The organism is Streptomyces sp. NBC_00483 (assembly GCF_036013745.1).
In the GTDB taxonomy this organism is placed as follows: Bacteria; Actinomycetota; Actinomycetes; order Streptomycetales; family Streptomycetaceae; genus Streptomyces.
The window spans coordinates 418860-433747 of record NZ_CP107880.1; the positions used below are offsets into that span (position 1 = coordinate 418860).

General features: G+C 71.8%; 16 protein-coding genes and 1 riboswitch. Of the genes, 7 read left to right on the forward strand and 9 right to left on the reverse strand.

Annotated elements, in window-relative coordinates; translation table 11 throughout:
• The first annotated feature begins 34 nt into the window (after window positions 1-34).
• Window positions 35-224, forward strand: a riboswitch (cobalamin riboswitch).
• Between the two features lie 36 nt (window positions 225-260).
• From OHA73_RS02010 to OHA73_RS02020, 3 genes are read left to right on the forward strand one after another with little or no spacing between them, the layout of a single operon-like run.
• Window positions 261-1316 carry an ABC transporter substrate-binding protein gene (locus tag OHA73_RS02010; protein ID WP_327653943.1) on the forward strand — a complete coding sequence of 352 codons (1056 nt, stop codon included), beginning with the start codon at window positions 261-263 and terminating at the stop codon, window positions 1314-1316.
• Between the two features lie 26 nt (window positions 1317-1342).
• Window positions 1343-2389 carry a FecCD family ABC transporter permease gene (locus OHA73_RS02015; protein ID WP_443063194.1) on the forward strand — a complete coding sequence of 349 codons (1047 nt, stop codon included), beginning with the start codon at window positions 1343-1345 and terminating at the stop codon, window positions 2387-2389.
• A complete protein-coding gene (locus tag OHA73_RS02020) occupies window positions 2386-3162 on the forward strand; it encodes an ABC transporter ATP-binding protein (RefSeq protein ID WP_327653944.1) in 777 nt (258 codons plus the stop codon). The genes OHA73_RS02015 and OHA73_RS02020 overlap by 4 nt, the downstream gene beginning before the upstream one ends.
• Before the next feature lie 35 nt (window positions 3163-3197).
• Here the strand turns inward: OHA73_RS02020 and OHA73_RS02025 are convergent, their stop codons facing one another.
• On the reverse strand, window positions 3198-3818 hold the full coding sequence (locus tag OHA73_RS02025) for an L-threonylcarbamoyladenylate synthase (RefSeq protein WP_266717964.1): 621 nt from the start codon (window positions 3816-3818) through the stop codon (window positions 3198-3200).
• A gap of 158 nt (window positions 3819-3976) precedes the next feature.
• Here OHA73_RS02025 and OHA73_RS02030 point away from each other — a divergent pair, with 158 nt between their 5' ends.
• Complete coding sequence (locus tag OHA73_RS02030) at window positions 3977-5125, forward strand: hypothetical protein (protein WP_266717962.1); 1149 nt, start codon at window positions 3977-3979, stop codon at window positions 5123-5125.
• Between the two features lie 62 nt (window positions 5126-5187).
• Here OHA73_RS02030 and OHA73_RS02035 read toward each other — a convergent pair whose 3' ends face one another.
• A complete protein-coding gene (locus OHA73_RS02035) occupies window positions 5188-5550 on the reverse strand; it encodes a hypothetical protein (protein WP_266717960.1) in 363 nt (120 codons plus the stop codon).
• Window positions 5551-5624: 74 nt separating this feature from the next.
• Between OHA73_RS02035 and OHA73_RS02040 the strand changes: the two genes are divergently transcribed.
• Window positions 5625-5981, forward strand: a complete 357-nt coding sequence (locus OHA73_RS02040; protein WP_266717959.1) for a DUF779 domain-containing protein — start codon at window positions 5625-5627, stop codon at window positions 5979-5981.
• A 38-nt stretch (window positions 5982-6019) separates the two neighbouring features.
• Window positions 6020-7252, forward strand: coding sequence for a phosphodiester glycosidase family protein (locus OHA73_RS02045; RefSeq protein ID WP_443063020.1), 1233 nt, complete (start codon window positions 6020-6022; stop codon window positions 7250-7252).
• Window positions 7253-7408: 156 nt separating this feature from the next.
• On the opposite strand, the gene OHA73_RS02050 is transcribed toward OHA73_RS02045, so the two are convergent.
• Together OHA73_RS02050 and OHA73_RS02055 are read right to left on the reverse strand one after the other, a co-directional pair.
• Window positions 7409-7603: a hypothetical protein gene (locus OHA73_RS02050; protein WP_266717957.1), complete on the reverse strand. Its 195-nt coding sequence runs from the start codon at window positions 7601-7603 to the stop codon at window positions 7409-7411.
• A 111-nt stretch (window positions 7604-7714) separates the two neighbouring features.
• Complete coding sequence (locus OHA73_RS02055) at window positions 7715-8608, reverse strand: phosphatidylinositol-specific phospholipase C/glycerophosphodiester phosphodiesterase family protein (protein ID WP_327653945.1); 894 nt, start codon at window positions 8606-8608, stop codon at window positions 7715-7717.
• Window positions 8609-8801: 193 nt separating this feature from the next.
• Between OHA73_RS02055 and OHA73_RS02060 the strand changes: the two genes are divergently transcribed.
• Window positions 8802-9554 carry an aminoglycoside adenylyltransferase family protein gene (locus OHA73_RS02060; protein ID WP_327653946.1) on the forward strand — a complete coding sequence of 251 codons (753 nt, stop codon included), beginning with the start codon at window positions 8802-8804 and terminating at the stop codon, window positions 9552-9554.
• 229 nt (window positions 9555-9783) lie between these two features.
• On the opposite strand, the gene OHA73_RS02070 is transcribed toward OHA73_RS02060, so the two are convergent.
• Genes OHA73_RS02070 through OHA73_RS02090 form a run of 5 tightly spaced genes read right to left on the reverse strand, consistent with a single transcriptional unit; the run spans window position 9784 to window position 14859 of the window.
• Window positions 9784-10437 (reverse strand): ABC transporter ATP-binding protein, encoded by a 654-nt coding sequence (locus OHA73_RS02070; protein WP_327653947.1) that lies wholly within the window; start codon window positions 10435-10437, stop codon window positions 9784-9786.
• Window positions 10430-11347, reverse strand: coding sequence for an ABC transporter ATP-binding protein (locus OHA73_RS02075; protein ID WP_327658384.1), 918 nt, complete (start codon window positions 11345-11347; stop codon window positions 10430-10432). Before OHA73_RS02075 ends, OHA73_RS02070 begins: the two co-directional genes overlap by 8 nt.
• A gap of 41 nt (window positions 11348-11388) precedes the next feature.
• Window positions 11389-12294 carry an ABC transporter permease gene (locus OHA73_RS02080; RefSeq protein ID WP_327653948.1) on the reverse strand — a complete coding sequence of 302 codons (906 nt, stop codon included), beginning with the start codon at window positions 12292-12294 and terminating at the stop codon, window positions 11389-11391.
• Window positions 12287-13279 carry an ABC transporter permease gene (locus OHA73_RS02085; RefSeq protein WP_267072408.1) on the reverse strand — a complete coding sequence of 331 codons (993 nt, stop codon included), beginning with the start codon at window positions 13277-13279 and terminating at the stop codon, window positions 12287-12289. The genes OHA73_RS02080 and OHA73_RS02085 overlap by 8 nt, the downstream gene beginning before the upstream one ends.
• Window positions 13276-14859: an ABC transporter substrate-binding protein gene (locus tag OHA73_RS02090; protein ID WP_327653949.1), complete on the reverse strand. Its 1584-nt coding sequence runs from the start codon at window positions 14857-14859 to the stop codon at window positions 13276-13278. Before OHA73_RS02090 ends, OHA73_RS02085 begins: the two co-directional genes overlap by 4 nt.
• Window positions 14860-14888 lie beyond the last annotated feature (29 nt).

Below are 14888 nucleotides of genomic sequence, written 5' to 3' on the forward strand. Positions count from 1 at the left end.
CCGGGACCACGATCGCCTCCGCGTGATAGTTTCGCCGAGCCAGTCGTACCTTTGTGTGTTTTTCTACGCACACGGGTCAGGGAATCCGGTGCGAACCCGGAACTGACGCGCAGCGGTGAGGGTGACGGGCGGAGCCACTGCCACTGGGTCGGCACATCGACCCGGGAAGGCGCTTCGCGCGGACGACCCCGAGTCCGAAGACCTGCTGGCGGCCTCCAGTGCCGCGTGGCACGGGGGCGGACCGTAGGCCGGCTCCGCGTATGAGCCCTGGACGCGAAGGAACTTCCGTGCTGTTCGCACGTCAACTCCGCCGATGCGCACCCCTGTTGGCGGGCGCCCTGCTGCTCACCGGGTGCGGCACGACCGCCGCCACCGAGGACGGCGCCGACAAGGGCGGCGGTGTCACGCTCGACAACTGCGGCAAGAAGGTGCGGGTCGAGCACGCCCCGCGTCGCGCCGTCGCCCTCGACCAGGGCTCCGCCGAGATCATGCTCTCGCTCGGCCTCGAGGACCGGATGGTCGGCACCGGCACCTGGACCGACCCGGTCCCCAAGGACCTGGCGAAGGCCAACGCGAAGGTGCCGCGCCTGGCCGACCGCTACCCGTCGTTCGAGAAGGTCCTCGGCACCGAACCGGACTTCGCCGCGGCCTCGTTCACGTACACCCTCGGCAAGGGCGGTGTGGCGCCGCGCGAGGAGTTCGAGAAGCTCGGCGTGCCCACGTACCTCTCCCCCAGCGACTGTGCGGGCAAGGACAACGGCGGCGACGGTGACGGGGTGCGGACCAAGGCCCTCGGGCTCGACGTCGTGTACGGCGAGATCCGCGATCTGGCGCGCGTCTTCGACGTCGAGGAGCGCGGCGACAAGCTGATCGACAAGCTCAAGTCACGAGTCCGCACCGCCACTTCGGGGGTCGACGCGCACGGCGTGGACGTCCTGTACTGGTTCGCGAACTCCGACTCGCCCTACATGGCGGGCTGTTGCGGCGCCCCCGGCGTCGTCACCAAGGAGCTCGGGGCGCGCAATGTCTTCGACGACACGCGTGCGGAGTGGCCGCAGGTCAACTGGGAGACGGTCGCGGACCGGGATCCTGACGTGCTGGTGATCGGCGATCTGACGCGCCGCTCGCAGTCGGCGGAGTCGGCCGCACAGAAGATCAAGTTCCTGGAGTCCAACCCGGTCACCAAGCACATGACCGCCGTGAAGAAGAAGCGGTACGTGCGCCTGAGTGGGCAGGCGATGAACCCGACCATCCGCACAGTCGACGGCGTGGAGAAGGTCGCCGCGGGGCTGCGCGAGTTCGGCCTCGCCCAGTGACGGCTCGCACGGTTCCGGCTCCTGCGGTGACGGCGGCGCCCCCGAAGGCTTCTTCGCGGGTCTCTCTTCGCGCCACGCTCGCCTGGGCGGCCGGTATCGCCGCGCTGTGCGCCTCCGTCGCCTTCGCCATCACCCTCGGTCCCGCGCAGATCCAGGTCGGTGACGTGTGGGCTGCGGTGGGCGACCGGATGGGTCTGGCGACCTCGGATCTCTCGCCGATCCGGGACGGCATCGTATGGAATCTGCGGCTGCCGCGGACGCTGCTCGCGGCGGTGTGCGGGGCGGGGCTCGCGGTGTGCGGCACGGTGCTTCAGGCGCTGCTGCGCAATCCGCTGGCCGATCCGTTCGTGCTCGGCGTCTCGTCGGGCGCTTCGACCGGGGCCGTGCTCGTCGTGGTGCTCGGGCTCGGCGGGGGCGCCGTCTCGGTGTCCGGTGGCGCGTTCGTCGGCGCCGTCTGTTCGTTCGCGCTGGTCCTGGTACTCAGTCACACGCTGGGCGGCAGCACGGACCGGGTGGTGCTGTGCGGGGTCGCCGCGATGCAGCTGTTCTCGGCGCTGACCTCGTTCGTCGTACTGACTTCTGCGGACGCGGAGACGACGCGCGGCGTGCTGTTCTGGCTGCTCGGCTCGCTCAGCGGAGTCGGCTGGACCGAGGTGTGGATGTGCCTGGCCGTGCTCGCCGTCACGCTCGTGGTGTGCCTGGCCTACGGGCGCACCCTCGACGCGTTCGCCTTCGGCGCGGAGGCGGCGGCCTCTCTCGGCGTGCGGGTGGCCCGCACCCGGATCGTGCTGCTGTGCGTGACGGCACTCCTTACGGCGGCCCTGGTCAGCGCGGCGGGGGCGATCGGCTTCGTCGGCCTGGTGCTGCCGCACGCGGCGCGCGCCCTGGTCGGTCCGGGGCACACCCGGCTGCTGCCGGTGACGGCGCTCGCGGGAGCGGTGTTCCTGGTGTGGGTGGACACGGTGGCGCGGACGGTCCTCGAACCTCAGGAGGTTCCGGTGGGTGTGGTGACCTCGTTGATCGGTGTGCCGGCGTTCGTGCTGGTGCTGTACCGCGGGCGGGGTGTGCGGTGACGGCGGGGCTGCGCGCGGAGCGCGTGTCGTGGTCGCCGGGTGGCGCGCTGGTGCTCGACGGGGTGTCGGTGGCGCCGGAGCCCGGGACCGTCACCGGCGTCCTCGGCCCCAACGGCTCGGGCAAGTCGACCCTGTTGCGCCTGCTGTCCGGGGTGCTCGCCCCGGCCAGCGGCGTCGTCACGCTCGACGGTGACCCGCTCGCCTCGGTGGGCCGCAGGCAGGCCGCGCGGCGCATCGCCATGGTGCAGCAACAGTCCGACGCCCAGGTCGAGTTGACCGTCGCCGACGTCGTACGCCTGGGCCGGGTCCCGCACCGCCGCGCCTGGCAGCCCGCGTCGGCGGCGGACGAGGCCGCCGTGCGCTCCGCCCTGGAGCGCAGCGGGCTCGCCGACCGGGCGCACCGCCTGTGGCACACGCTGTCCGGCGGCGAACGCCAGCGGGTGCAGATCGCGCGGGCGCTCGCGCAGGAGCCGCGCGAGCTGCTGCTCGACGAGCCGACGAACCACCTCGACATCCAGCACCAGCTCGAACTCCTCGACCTGATCGGCACGCTGGGCATCACGTCCGTCGTCGCCCTGCACGATCTGAACCTCGCCGCCACCTACTGCGCGCGGGTCGTCGTGCTGTGCGAGGGCCGGGTGGTGGCGGCCGGGGAGCCGGGCGACGTGCTGACCGAGGAACTGATCGCCGACGTGTACGGGGTGCGCGCCGAGGTCACCCGCCCCGGCGCCCGCCCGCACATCCGCTATCTGGGCACGACGTCGCCGGACTGAGTCACCCGGACCGCCTCACCCTCACTCGACCCGCGTCACTCGAAGCGCTCGGTGTCCCCGGCCCCGCGCCGTACGATCTCGGCCTCCCCGCCGGAGAAGTCGATGACCGTGGTGGGCACGGTGCCGCAGTCGCCGGAGTCCACGACGGCGTCCACCTGGTGGTCGAGCTGCTCCTTGATCTCCCAGCCCTGGGTGAGCGGCTCCTCCTCGCCGGGCAGCAGCAGCGTGCTGGACAGCAGCGGCTCGCCGAGCTCGGCGAGCAGGGCCTGCGTCACCACGTGGTCGGGGATGCGCACGCCCACGGTCTTCTTCTTCGGGTGCTGCAGCTGCCGCGGCACCTCGCGCGTCGCGGGCAGGATGAAGGTGTAACTGCCGGGCGTGGCCGCCTTGATGGCGCGGAACACGTCGTTGTCGATCTGGACGAACCTGCCGAGCTGGGCGAAATCCTGACAGACCAGTGTGAAGTGGTGCCGATCGTCGAGCTGCCGGATGGTGCGGATCCGGTCGACTCCCGCCCGGTTGCCGAGCCGGCAGCCGAGCGCGTAGCAGGAGTCCGTGGGGTAGGCGACAAGCGCGCTGTCGCGGATGCCGTCGGCGATCGCGGAGATCAGGCGCGCTTGCGGGTTTGCTGGGTGCACGTCGTAGTACCTGGCCATTCGGCGAGCGTACGTGATCGGACGCGCCACGCCGGGGTACACGAGGGGCGAATCGGGCGCGTACGCGCGACAATCCCGACACCGGACCACCCTGCCCTGGCCCTCGCGCGCCCACGGACCCATACTGGTCGCGCCCCGATCACTCACAGAACGACTCCATGGCGAAGAAGAACTCACTCCCGACACCCGTCCCCGACACCGCCTGGCTCGGACGCGGACGCCACCTCGGGCCCGATCCCGAGCGCGACGTCCGGCGCAACCTGATCGCCCTCAAGGCGGCGGGTGTGCTCGACGACTTCCTCGACCTCGATCCCGAGGACGCGGCGCGGTCCACCGTGCTGCACCCGCGCGCGGAGGAGGCCGGTCCAGGACCCGGCGCCCGCCGGGTGTTCGAGGCGCGCTGGCGCGTCGCCGAGAACGTCACCGTGCGCGGCCAGCTCACGACGTACGACCCCGACACCCGCGCCAAGGACTCCGAAGGCGTCACCTGGATTCTCGCCGCGGAGGCGGAGCGGGCCTGGGAGCTGGCCTGGCCGTCGCCCGCGCCGATGTTCTGGCCGGACAGCGACCGGGTGCCCTGGGACCACGACACGGTGGCGGGGCTGCGCCTGCGGGCCCCGAACCACCTCCCCAAGGACGACGACGCGCTGCGCCGCCTCCTCAAGGACTGCTCGCGCTCCAGCTGGTACGTGCATGTCGTCATCCACGAGGCGATGACGCCGGACGCCCGCGGCCAGCAGTCGATCACGCAGCATCTGCCGCCGAGCCTGCAGCACCGGGTGATCGAGCACCGGGCGACGCCCGACCAGGCGCAGATCGTGGACTTCGGGCTGCGCAAGGACTTCAAGGCCGGGATGCCGCGCGGCGGCGGCATCGTGCTGCCGACCACGCCGCCGCACCCGGACTATGCGGCGGACCGTTTCACCGTGCGCAGCGTGTTCCTCGACGGCAGCGAGCCGACCGAACTGATCGACCGGATCCGGGAGTTCACCGCGTTCCCGCGGCCGCTGACCGACGAGGCGCAGCAGGCCCTCACACGTCTGCGCGACGGCTGGCATCTGCTCACGCCCGACGAGGAGCTGACGCACGCGCAGGACATGGTCACGAAGTACGCCGAGGCGCTCGACGCGATGACCAGGTCCCGGGACAGCTACCGCGAGGCGGCCGAGGCGGCACGCGCCGCGCTCGCCGAGGTGCCGCGCGGCGACGCCCCGGCGCAGGCGCCGACGGACCCGGACGCCAAGGACGCCTCACCGTTCGGCACCCTCGGCAAGGCGTTCGGACGCTTCCGGGGGCCGCAGAAGTAGGTCCCCGACGGCATTGATGGCCAGTCGGTCGGGCGCCCGCACGGGGCGGGCGCCCGCTCCCCTCACTCCTCCTCTGCCTCCGCCGCGCCCGGATCGGACATCCGCAGCGCGATCTCCTGCAGCAGCTCACTGGAGTTGACGTCGATGCGGCCCTCGTCGTGGACCTTGGCGAGCTGCGTGAAGAGGAACGCGAACGCCTCCACGAGCGACACGCTCGCCGGCATCAGCGCGGCGATGGCCAGTTCGGCCGCCTCCTCCGCAGTGGCCCCCGACGGGATCTCGATGGTCGGGAACACCTCCGACACGAGCCGCCCCAGTTGCGTCAAGTCGGTGTCGAGTGCCTCGCCGTCGCTGAGCCTGCGCACCATCTCGTGCGTCTCGGTGAGCACGCCGATGGCCCGCAGAATGATCTCCCTCTGTTCCATGTGGGGAGCTTATGCCGGGGTCCGTGTCGCGCGTGCAACGTGGTCGCAACGTCCCACCCCTTTGACTGGGTGACATGACCGACGTACCCCGCGTGGAGCTGACGGACGCGGCCGCCGAGCTGGTGCGGCGGCTGCACGAGGCCCACGGTCCGCTGATGTTCCACCAGTCCGGTGGCTGCTGCGACGGCAGTGCACCGATGTGCTATTTGGCGGGCGAGTTCCGCACGGGAGCCTCCGATGTGCTGCTCGCCGATCTCGTGGTGGAGGGGGTGGCGGAGCCGGTCTCGTTCTGGATGTCCAAGAGCCAGTACGAGGTGTGGAGCCATACGCGGCTCATCGTCGACGTCGTCGAGGGACGCGGCAGCGGCTTCTCCCTCGAAGCACCCGAAGGCGTACGTTTCTTGATCCGTTCCCGGTTGGTCGGTACCTAGCCATCGACGTGCGACCCCGCGTCTGCTGAACTCCCCGCATGCAGACGAGAGTTGGCAAGCGAGGCAGAAGAGTCCTTGCGGCCCTCGGGGTCGCTTCGATGCTGGCCGGTGCCGCCCTGACGGGTGCGGCGCCGGCCGGCGCCGCTTCGGGCGAGCGGGTCGCTCCGGGCGTCACGTACACGGAGTTCGACGTTCCCGCCGCCAAGGGCACCGCACACGCCCATGTCCTCACCGTCGATCTGACCGACCCGCGCGTGCGGGTCGACCTCCTGCACCCCGGCGCGGTCGGGGCCCGCGCCACCGTCTCCTCGATGTCCGACACGGCCGGCGCCGTCGGCGGGGTCAACGGGGACTTCTTCAACATCTCGGAGACCCAGCATCCGGGCGTCGAGGTCACCGGCGCCTCCGTCGGCCCGGCCATCACCCGCGGGCACACGCTCAAGGCGGCCGTGCCGGACGGGCAGCGCTTCGGCCCGGCCCTGCCGCCCGGCACCTCCACCCGGGACGTCCTCGGCGTCGGGGTCGACCGGCGGGCCCGCCTCGACAGCCTGGAGCTCGACGGCTCGATACGTACCCGGGACGACCGCATGCCGCTGGGCGGGCTGAACCAGTACGCGCTGCCGGTCGGCTCGGTCGGGGCGTTCACGTCCGACTGGGGCAGCGTGTCGCGGGTGCGTGCCACCTGCGGCACCGACACCCAGCGGGCGGCTCCCTGCACCACGGACACGTACGAGGTGACGGTGCGGCACGGGCGCGTCGTGTCGTCGGCCGACACACCCGGCAGCGGTCCCATAGCGGCCGACACCACGGTCCTGGTCGGCAGGGAGGCCGGGGCGCAGTGGCTGCGCAAGCTGTCACCGGGTGAGCCGGTCGCGGTCCACCACCGGCTCGTCGCCGCGCGCTCGCACATCCCGTACCGCTTCGCGATCGGCGGGTATCCCGTGCTGCGGGACGGCGCACCACTGCCTGGCCTGGACGCGACGACGTCGGCGGTGCGCACGGCGGCGGGCATCGGGGACGGCGGCCATGAGCTGATCCTGCTGGCCCTGGACGGCGCGCCCGCCTACCGCACCGGCATGTCGATGACCGAAGTGGCCGCCACGATGCGGTCCTTGGGCTCGGACGACGCGTTCAGCCTGGACGGCGGCGGTTCGTCGACCCTCGTGGCACGCGCACCCGGCGCGCCCACGGTGTCGGTCCGCAACCACCCAAGCGACCCGCCGGAGCGGGCGGTCGCGAACGGGATAGGGGTATTCTCGGCCAGGAAGTAGCCCACAACGGACGGTCGCCCGGACGGAACCGCTGAGGTTCGTCCGGGCGACCGGGGGGGGGCGCAGAACACCACTGTCCGGTCGTTCGTCATACCGGACTCCGACTGCACCAGCTTCGGGTTGTCTTCAATTGCCCGGCATGCTGAGCCGGTTGCCTCACGGGCTGAGGCTGCTGACCAGCCCCGCGGTGGAATTGATGCCGTCGTGGATGGTCGGCGCCGCGTCGGTGCCCGCGAGCAGGAAGCCGAGCAGGACGCAGACGAGCGCGTGCGAGAACTTCATCGCTCCGTTGCGCAGGAAGATCACCGCGACGATGAGCAGCAACAGCACCACGGAAATGGACAGAGACATCGCCGAACCTCCTCCGCCACGTCAACACCGTGGCTATCGGCCGCAAGTGTGACGCAGCGGAGGGCGCCGACCGGGGCATGACCTGTCCCCCGAACGGGTGTTAACCCGGGGTCACCGGCCGGAACCCTTGCCGTGAGCTGCGGCGTGCACCTTGTCGTGCGCCTCCAGGAACGCCCGCAGCCCCGCGAGATCGTCCGTGTTGAGGTGGTCGACGTCGGCGGCGATCAATTCGGCCCAGACGGCGTCGCGTTCGGGCCCGGCGACATCGGGTGTCTCCCAGAAGCGGACGCGCTGGCCGCGCGCGTGGGCGGCGCCGACGATCCCGCGCAGCTTGTCGCGTTCGGCGGCGGGCATCGGCCCGCTCCCTCGCCAGGCGAAGTTGTTGGCCCAGTTGTCGCTGATGAGCGGGATGAGCGAGGCGGGCGCCGCGCTGCCGAGGTCGGTGAGGCGGCCGTCGTAGAAGGCGCTGCGCCTGGCCTGCGCCTCCATCGGCGGGCGGGCGGCCCGGTCGCCGGAGACGACGACGGTGACGGCTCCGCTCCGCACGCGCCCGCGGTCGTACGTGGTGAAGAGGCGGCCGTAGCGGCGCAATTGGCGGTCGAGTTCCTGGTACGTCGCCGCGCCGTCGGTCTTGATGTCGACGAGGAGCTGCAGCGGGGTGCGCCAACCCCGGTACACCGAACCGTGGTTGGACTTCACGCGGGCGGCGAGCGGGGCGAGGTAGAGGGAGTCGAGGGTGCGCGCGGGGTCGAGGTCGACGGGGTCGTGGGCGACGAGGAGGTCGCCGTTCACGAGGTAGATGTCGGCCTCGACGCTGTTGAACCGCTGGTCGAGCGCGTCGAACAGGGGTCTCGGGTGCTCGTAGTCGTTGTGGGCGTGGGCGCGCCGCAGGGGCGCGGGGCCGCGCTTGGCCGCGGCGGCCTGGGCCAGGTTGGGGGTGGTGACACCGACGGCGAGCGCGGCGGCGAGGGTACCGAGGGCTCTGCGGCGGGTGGTCGGGGCCATGCGTGCCTCCCGTGGTGGGCCGGTGGGACACGGTGAGTATGCGGGGCGCGGGTCATCAAGGGGCAGAGGTGTGACGGGAGTTGGCGCGACTGGCACCCCCGGTTCACCGCGGGGCCACCACAACCCACTGGTCACGGGCGTGCATGATGACGGGGGCGGGCGAAGGATCGACGGAAAGCGAAGGGAGTCGGCCGTGCGCCAGGTGGAGTGCGTGGTGGAGGTGCTGCGGGAGGTGCTCGGGCCGGATCTGGTGGCCGCATACCTCTACGGCTCGGCGGTCTCCGGCGGCCTGCGCCCCCACAGCGACGTGGACGTGCTCGCCGTGACGGGCGCTTCCACGACCCCCGACCAGCGCGCGCATCTCGTCGGCGGGCTGATGAACCTGTCCGGTGCGGGTGCGGCACACGGCCCGGACCGTCCGGTGGAGTTGACGCTCGTACAGCTCGCCGATGTGCGGCCCTGGCGGTTTCCGCCGGTGCGGGAGTTCCAGTACGGCGAATGGCTCCGGGACGCGTACGAGCGCGGAGATACGCCGCGGCCCGAGGCGGACGAGGACCTGGCGCTGCTGGTCACGATGGTGCGACAGCGCGGTGTCGCCCTGTTCGGGCCGCCCGCCACCGAACTGCTCGATCCGGTTCCGGAATCCGATGTGCGCCGCGCGACCGTGGCCGGGATCCCGGCGCTCCTCGAGGAGTTGGAGACGGACACCCGCAATGTGGTCCTGACACTGGCCCGCGTCTGGGCCACCCTCGCGACCGGCGAGATCCTCTCGAAGGACGCGGCGGCGGACTGGGCCCTGGCTCGACTCCCGGAGGAGAACCGCGCGGTGCTGGCGCATGCCCGCGCGGTGTATCTGGGCGAGGCGGAGGAGTCGTGGGCGCGGCTACGGACCCGGCTGCGGCGCGACGCGGAGGTACTGGTCGCCGAGGCCGAGCGAGTCACGTAGCCGCCGCCCGCCTCGTCACGAACGGCTCATGCGCCGGCGTCGTCTCGGAGCGTCAGCTGCTGAGTGCCAGCCTGATACCGAAGACGCCGATGACGGTGCCGGTGATCCGGTCAAGCGGCCGGCGTGCCTGGGGGATGAACTGAGGCAGGACGGCGACGTAGAAGACGCCCATCTTCGGGTTCAGGAGGCCGTCGCTGCTGCTGTCACCGCCACAGACAGGCGAACCCGCCTACGCCCCCACCAGCTCCCCCCACTCCACCGTCCGCCCGCACCACCGCTCCAGGAGCACCCGGTCGTGCCCCACGGCCAGCAGCCCCGCCCCGGTCTCCCGCCGGTAGTCCTCCACCACGCCCACCAGCGCGGCCGTGGTCGACGCGTCGAGCATGGCGGTCATCTCGTCGCAGATCAGCCAACGGGGGCGCAGGGTGAGGGCGCGGGCGAGGCAGGCGCGTTGGAGTTGACCGTCGCTGACCTCGTGGGGGCGGCGGGTCAGGAGGTCGGTGGACAGGCCGACCGTGTCCGCCAGTTCGCTCACCCGCGCCGCGTGGTCGGCGCCGTTCGCGCGCAGGGGTTCCGCGATCAGGTCGGAAAGGCGCAGGCGCGGGTCGGCGGACAGGCGTGGTTGTTGGAAGACGACGCCGAACGCGGTGCGTTGTGCGCGTGGGGCTCGGTGGCGCCAACCTTGGGCCGGTTCGCCGTCGATGACGACGTGCCCATCGTCCGGGGCGTGCAGCAGCGCCGCGACGCGGGCGAGGGTCGACTTGCCGCAGCCGCTGGGGCCGAGGAGTCCGACGCTCTCGCCGGGGCGGACGGTCAGGGTCACGTCGCGGACGACCGGGGCTCGTCGGTCGTAGCCCGCGGTGATGGCGTGCAGTTCAAGCACGGGTGGCCTCCTGGTGGGCCGGTACGGGGTGGTGGCAGGCCACGCCGTCCGTGACCGCCGGCATCGCCGCGCACAGGCCGTCGGCGCCCGTGCAGCGCGCGGCGAACGCGCAGCCCTCCCCCAGCGCGCTCAGTTCCGGTGGCATCCCGGGGATCGGGGTGAACTCGCGGTCGGGCAGGGCGTTCAGGAGGCCCCGTGCATACGGGTGGCGGGGGCCGCGCGCCCCGAAGAAGGCGTCCGCGTCGGCCAGTTCGACGATGCTGCTCGCGTACATCACCGCCACCCGGTCCGCGATCCGCTCCGCCGCCGCGAGGTCGTGCGTGATCAGCAGCAGCGCCCGGTCGGTGCCGATGTGGCGGCGCAGTTCCTCGACGGTCCGCTCGACGAGGTCGCGGTCGAGGCCGGTGGTCGGCTCGTCGGCGAGGAGCAGCGGAGCGTCCCCCACGAGGGCGAGCGCGGTCGCGGCGCGCTGCGCGAGTCCGCCGGAGAGTTCGTGGGGGTAGCGGTCGAGATGGTCCAGCGGGAAGGCGGCACGCTCGGCTGCCTGCCGGACGGCTTCCTGCAGCCGCGGGCCGCGACGCGGCACGCCCGCCAACTGCCTCAGTACCTCGCCCAGTTGTGAGCGCACCGTGCGGACCGGGGTGAGGTGCGCGGCCGGGCTCTGCGGCACCAGGCCGATCCGGCGGCCCCGCACCGTGCGCGCGAGCGTCGCCTCGTCGGCCGCCATCAGGTCGAGGTCGCCGAGGCGCGCCGAGCCCGCCGTCTCCGCGTTCTGCGGCAGCAGGCCGAGGAGCGCGGAGGCCAGCACCGATTTTCCGCAGCCGCTCTCGCCCACGAGGGCCAGGCACTCCCCCGCCCCGAGGTCGAAGGAGGCGTCGCCGACGGCCCGTACGTACGCGCCGTCGCGCATCCGGAACCGTACGGACAGGGAGTCCACCGAAAGCACCGTGGTCACAGGGTCAGCTCCGATCGGCGGCGGGGGTTCAGGCGTTCGCGCCAGGCACCCGCGAGGCCCGCGATGGCCAGCGTCGGCACGATGATGAACAGGCCGGGGAAGAGGGTCGGCCACCAGTCGCCCGCGAGCAGCGAGCCGCGCGCCGTCTGGACGAGCGTGCCGAGGCTGGCCTGGTGGGTGGGCAGGCCCAACCCGAGGAAGGACAGGGCGGATTCGTGCCAGATCGCGTGCGGGACCATCAGCACCGCGGCGAGCGCCGCCTGCGGCAGGACGCCGGGCAGGAGGTGTCGGGCCGTCACCCGCCACCGTGACGATCCGCCGGAGATCGCCGCGTCGACGTAGGGCCGTGAGCGCAGCGACAGGACTTCGGCGCGCACGATGCGGGCCGTCGACAGCCAGTGCGTCAGGCCCACCGAGATCACGACCGGCCAGACCCCCGGCCGGAACATCGCCACGATGAAGACGCCGAGCAGCAGGTGCGGCACCGACGAGAAGGTGTCCACCACGCGCATCACGCCCCGGTCCACCCAGCCGCCGAGCGCGCCCGCGAGCGCCCCGACGGCGGTGCCGATGACGGTCGCCACGACCGCGGCCACCACACCGACGAGCAGCGAGACCCGCAGCCCGTACACGCTGCGCAGCAACAGGTCGCGGCCGACGTCGTCGGTACCGAACGGGTGCGCCCAGGACGGTGGTTGGAGCTTCGCGGCGAGGTCGACGGCCTGCTGGTCCAGTTGAGTCAGCGGCGGCACAAGCAGCACGGCGAGGACGACCACGGACACGATCACCGCGGACGTACGTATCCGCCACGCGCGCGTGGAGCGGCGCCGCACTCCGTGCGTGCGCCATTGCGGGGCCTGTCCTGCCACTGCTCGGGCAGCGCCAACTGCTTGCTCAGCCATCGAAGCCCACTCTCGGATCGGCGATGCCGTACAGCAGGTCGGCGGCCCAGTTGCCGGCGAGCACGGCGAGGGTCGCGAGGACGGTGACGGCGGCGAGCAGCGGGAAGTCCACGGACGTGGCCGCCTGCACGGTCGCGGCGGCGATGCCCGGCCAGCTGAACACGGTCTCCACGAGCAGCGCCCCCGTGATGAGTTCGGGCACCCGTGACCCGATGAGCGTGAGCACGGGCAGCATGCCGGAGCGCAGCGCGTGCCCGAACAGGACGGTGCGCGGCGCGAGTCCGCGCGCCCTGGCCCCGCGCACGGGGTCCTCGTCGAGCGCGTCGCCGACGCCCTGACGGACGTACAGGACGAACCACGGCAGCTGCGAGACCGCCAACACACCAGCGGGCAGCGCGAGATGGGACAGCACCTGCCCGGCGGTGATCGTCGAGGAGCCCGTGTCGGTGAGCCCGCCGGCCGGCAGTACGCCGAGTTTCAGCGCGAACAGCCACACGGCGAGCAGGCCGAGCCAGAACGGGGGCGCGGCCTCCAGCGTGTACGCGAGCGAGGTGACGGCCCGGTCGAGCCAGCCGCCCTGCCGGCGCGCGGCCAGGACGCCGAGGAGCGTGCCGAGGACGACCGCGACGAGGAACGCGGTGGCTGCCAGCAGGACCGACCAGCCGAGCCGCTCGCCGATCACCTGGGCGACCGGCTGCCGCATGACGGCCGAGTCGCCGAGGTCGCCGGTGACCGCGGACGTGAGCCAGTCCCACCAGCGGGCGAACAGCGGCTGGTCGACGCCGAGATTTGCCCGCAGCTGGTCGAGGTTCTCCTGTGACGCGGTGAGCCCGGCCGTGCCCGCGTACGCCTTGACCGGATCGAAGGGGGAGGCCGCGGCGATCGCGAAGACGCCGAAGGTGACGGCGGCGAGGACGGGCACGGCGAACGCGATCCGCCGGCCCGTCAGGCGCGCCATCGGCCCCCAGGGGAGCCGCCTGCTCATGCCTTCCAGTCCTCCACGTTCCACCACGGCCCAGAGGCAAGACCGTGGTCGTGCGGCTCGACCTGCGTGGAGAGGTCGCCGAACTTCTTGTCGACTACGTAGAGGTGGTCGATGTGGGTGAGGAAGGTGTAGCCGGGGTCGTTCACGAGTGCGCGCTGGACGGTGTCGTACGCGGCCTGCCGCTTCGCCTTGTCGTCGGTGCGGCGGGCGTCCTCCAGGGCGGCGTCGACCTTCTTGTTGTCGTAGTGCGCCATGTTGTTGAAGCCGTTGCCCGCGAGGGAGGACTTGAGCAGCGAGTACTGGTCGAAGTCGGGGTCGGCGGGCGCGCCGCCGCCCGCGAGGACCGCGTCCTTGGGCATGCGGGGCATGATGACTTCCCAGGTGCCGCTCTCGACCTTGACGTCGATGCCGAGCTTCTTGGCGTCGGAGGCGTAGGCGAGGGCGTGGTCCTGGCGGAGCTTGTCGCCGGCGAGGTACCAGAGCGGGAAGGCGGCGCGGACGCCGTCCTTCTTACGGATGCCGTCGGCTCCGGTCTTCCAACCCGCCTGGTCGAGGAGCTTCTTGGCCTTCGCGAGGTCGTGCTCGCGCTCGGTGCCCTTGGTGAACCACGGGCTGTCGGTGGGCACGGGCCCGTAGGCCGCCTTGCCCGCGCCCTCCAGGATCTGGTCGACCATGGCCTTGCGGTCCACGCCGATGTCGAGGGCGCGGCGGATGTCGGTGTCACCGGCCACCTTGTTGCCGGTCGGCAGGGTGACGACGCGGTAGTCGAAGGAGTTCGCCGCGTAGGTCTTCTTGGCGGTGTCGGCCTTGAAGGTCTTGGCCAGGTTGGGCGGCAGGATGGCGCCGTCGAGGTCGCCGGAGCGCAGCCGGGTGGCGCGCACGTCGTCGTCCTTGATGATCGCCATGGTGAAGTTCTTGATCTTCGGTGCGCCGCCCCAGTAGTCGGGGTTGGCCTTGAAGACGAGCTTCTCACCCTTCGACCACTTCACCAGCTTGTACGGGCCCGTGCCGATCGGCCTGGTGGTGAACCTGCCGTTGTTCACATCCTGTTGACCCGCAACGTGCTGGGGCGCGATGGGCAGGACGGTGCGCTCGGCGAACGGCGCGTAGGGGTACTTGAGGTGGAAGACGACGGTGTCGTCGCCCTTCGCCTCGACGTCCCGCACGGCGTCCAGCTCGGCCTTGGAAGCGTTGTTGGTCTTCTTGTCGAGGATCGTGTCGTAGGTGAAGACGACGTCCTTCGACGTGAACGGCTTGCCGTCGCTGAACTTCACGCCGTCGCGCAGCTTGTACGTGTAGGTGCGGCCGTCGTCGGTGACCTTCGGCAGCTCGGCCGCGAGCGCGGGCTTGAGCTTCATGTCGGCGTCGTGCGTGAGCAGTCCGTCGAAGATCTTCGAGTTGCCGTCCTTGCCGTAGCCGAGGAGCGGGCTGAGGCTGTCGGGCTCGTAGGCGATGCCGACGACGGCGCTGTCAGTGCCGCCACTCTTGGCGTCGTCGTTCGGCGCCGCGCAGGCCGCAGCGGCCACCGCCAGTGCGGTGACCGCTGCCCCTGCTGTCGCGCTCCGTGCCGGCCTGGCCACGTGACCCACCCCTATTCAAGATCAGCCGT

What these genes read in the sequence shown, in the direction of transcription:
- OHA73_RS02010 (WP_327653943.1), top strand. Translation starts at nt 261, where the DNA reads ATGAGCCCTGGACGCGAAGGAACTTCCGTGCTGTTCGCACGTCAACTC.
- OHA73_RS02025 (WP_266717964.1), bottom strand. Translation starts at nt 3,818, where the DNA reads ATGGCCAGGTACTACGACGTGCACCCAGCAAACCCGCAAGCGCGCCTG.
- OHA73_RS02030 (WP_266717962.1), top strand. Translation starts at nt 3,977, where the DNA reads ATGGCGAAGAAGAACTCACTCCCGACACCCGTCCCCGACACCGCCTGG.
- OHA73_RS02035 (WP_266717960.1), bottom strand. Translation starts at nt 5,550, where the DNA reads ATGGAACAGAGGGAGATCATTCTGCGGGCCATCGGCGTGCTCACCGAG.
- OHA73_RS02040 (WP_266717959.1), top strand. Translation starts at nt 5,625, where the DNA reads ATGACCGACGTACCCCGCGTGGAGCTGACGGACGCGGCCGCCGAGCTG.
- OHA73_RS02045 (WP_443063020.1), top strand. Translation starts at nt 6,020, where the DNA reads ATGCAGACGAGAGTTGGCAAGCGAGGCAGAAGAGTCCTTGCGGCCCTC.
- OHA73_RS02050 (WP_266717957.1), bottom strand. Translation starts at nt 7,603, where the DNA reads ATGTCTCTGTCCATTTCCGTGGTGCTGTTGCTGCTCATCGTCGCGGTG.
- OHA73_RS02055 (WP_327653945.1), bottom strand. Translation starts at nt 8,608, where the DNA reads ATGGCCCCGACCACCCGCCGCAGAGCCCTCGGTACCCTCGCCGCCGCG.
- OHA73_RS02075 (WP_327658384.1), bottom strand. Translation starts at nt 11,347, where the DNA reads ATGCGCGACGGCGCGTACGTACGGGCCGTCGGCGACGCCTCCTTCGAC.
- OHA73_RS02080 (WP_327653948.1), bottom strand. Translation starts at nt 12,294, where the DNA reads ATGGCTGAGCAAGCAGTTGGCGCTGCCCGAGCAGTGGCAGGACAGGCC.
- OHA73_RS02085 (WP_267072408.1), bottom strand. Translation starts at nt 13,279, where the DNA reads ATGAGCAGGCGGCTCCCCTGGGGGCCGATGGCGCGCCTGACGGGCCGG.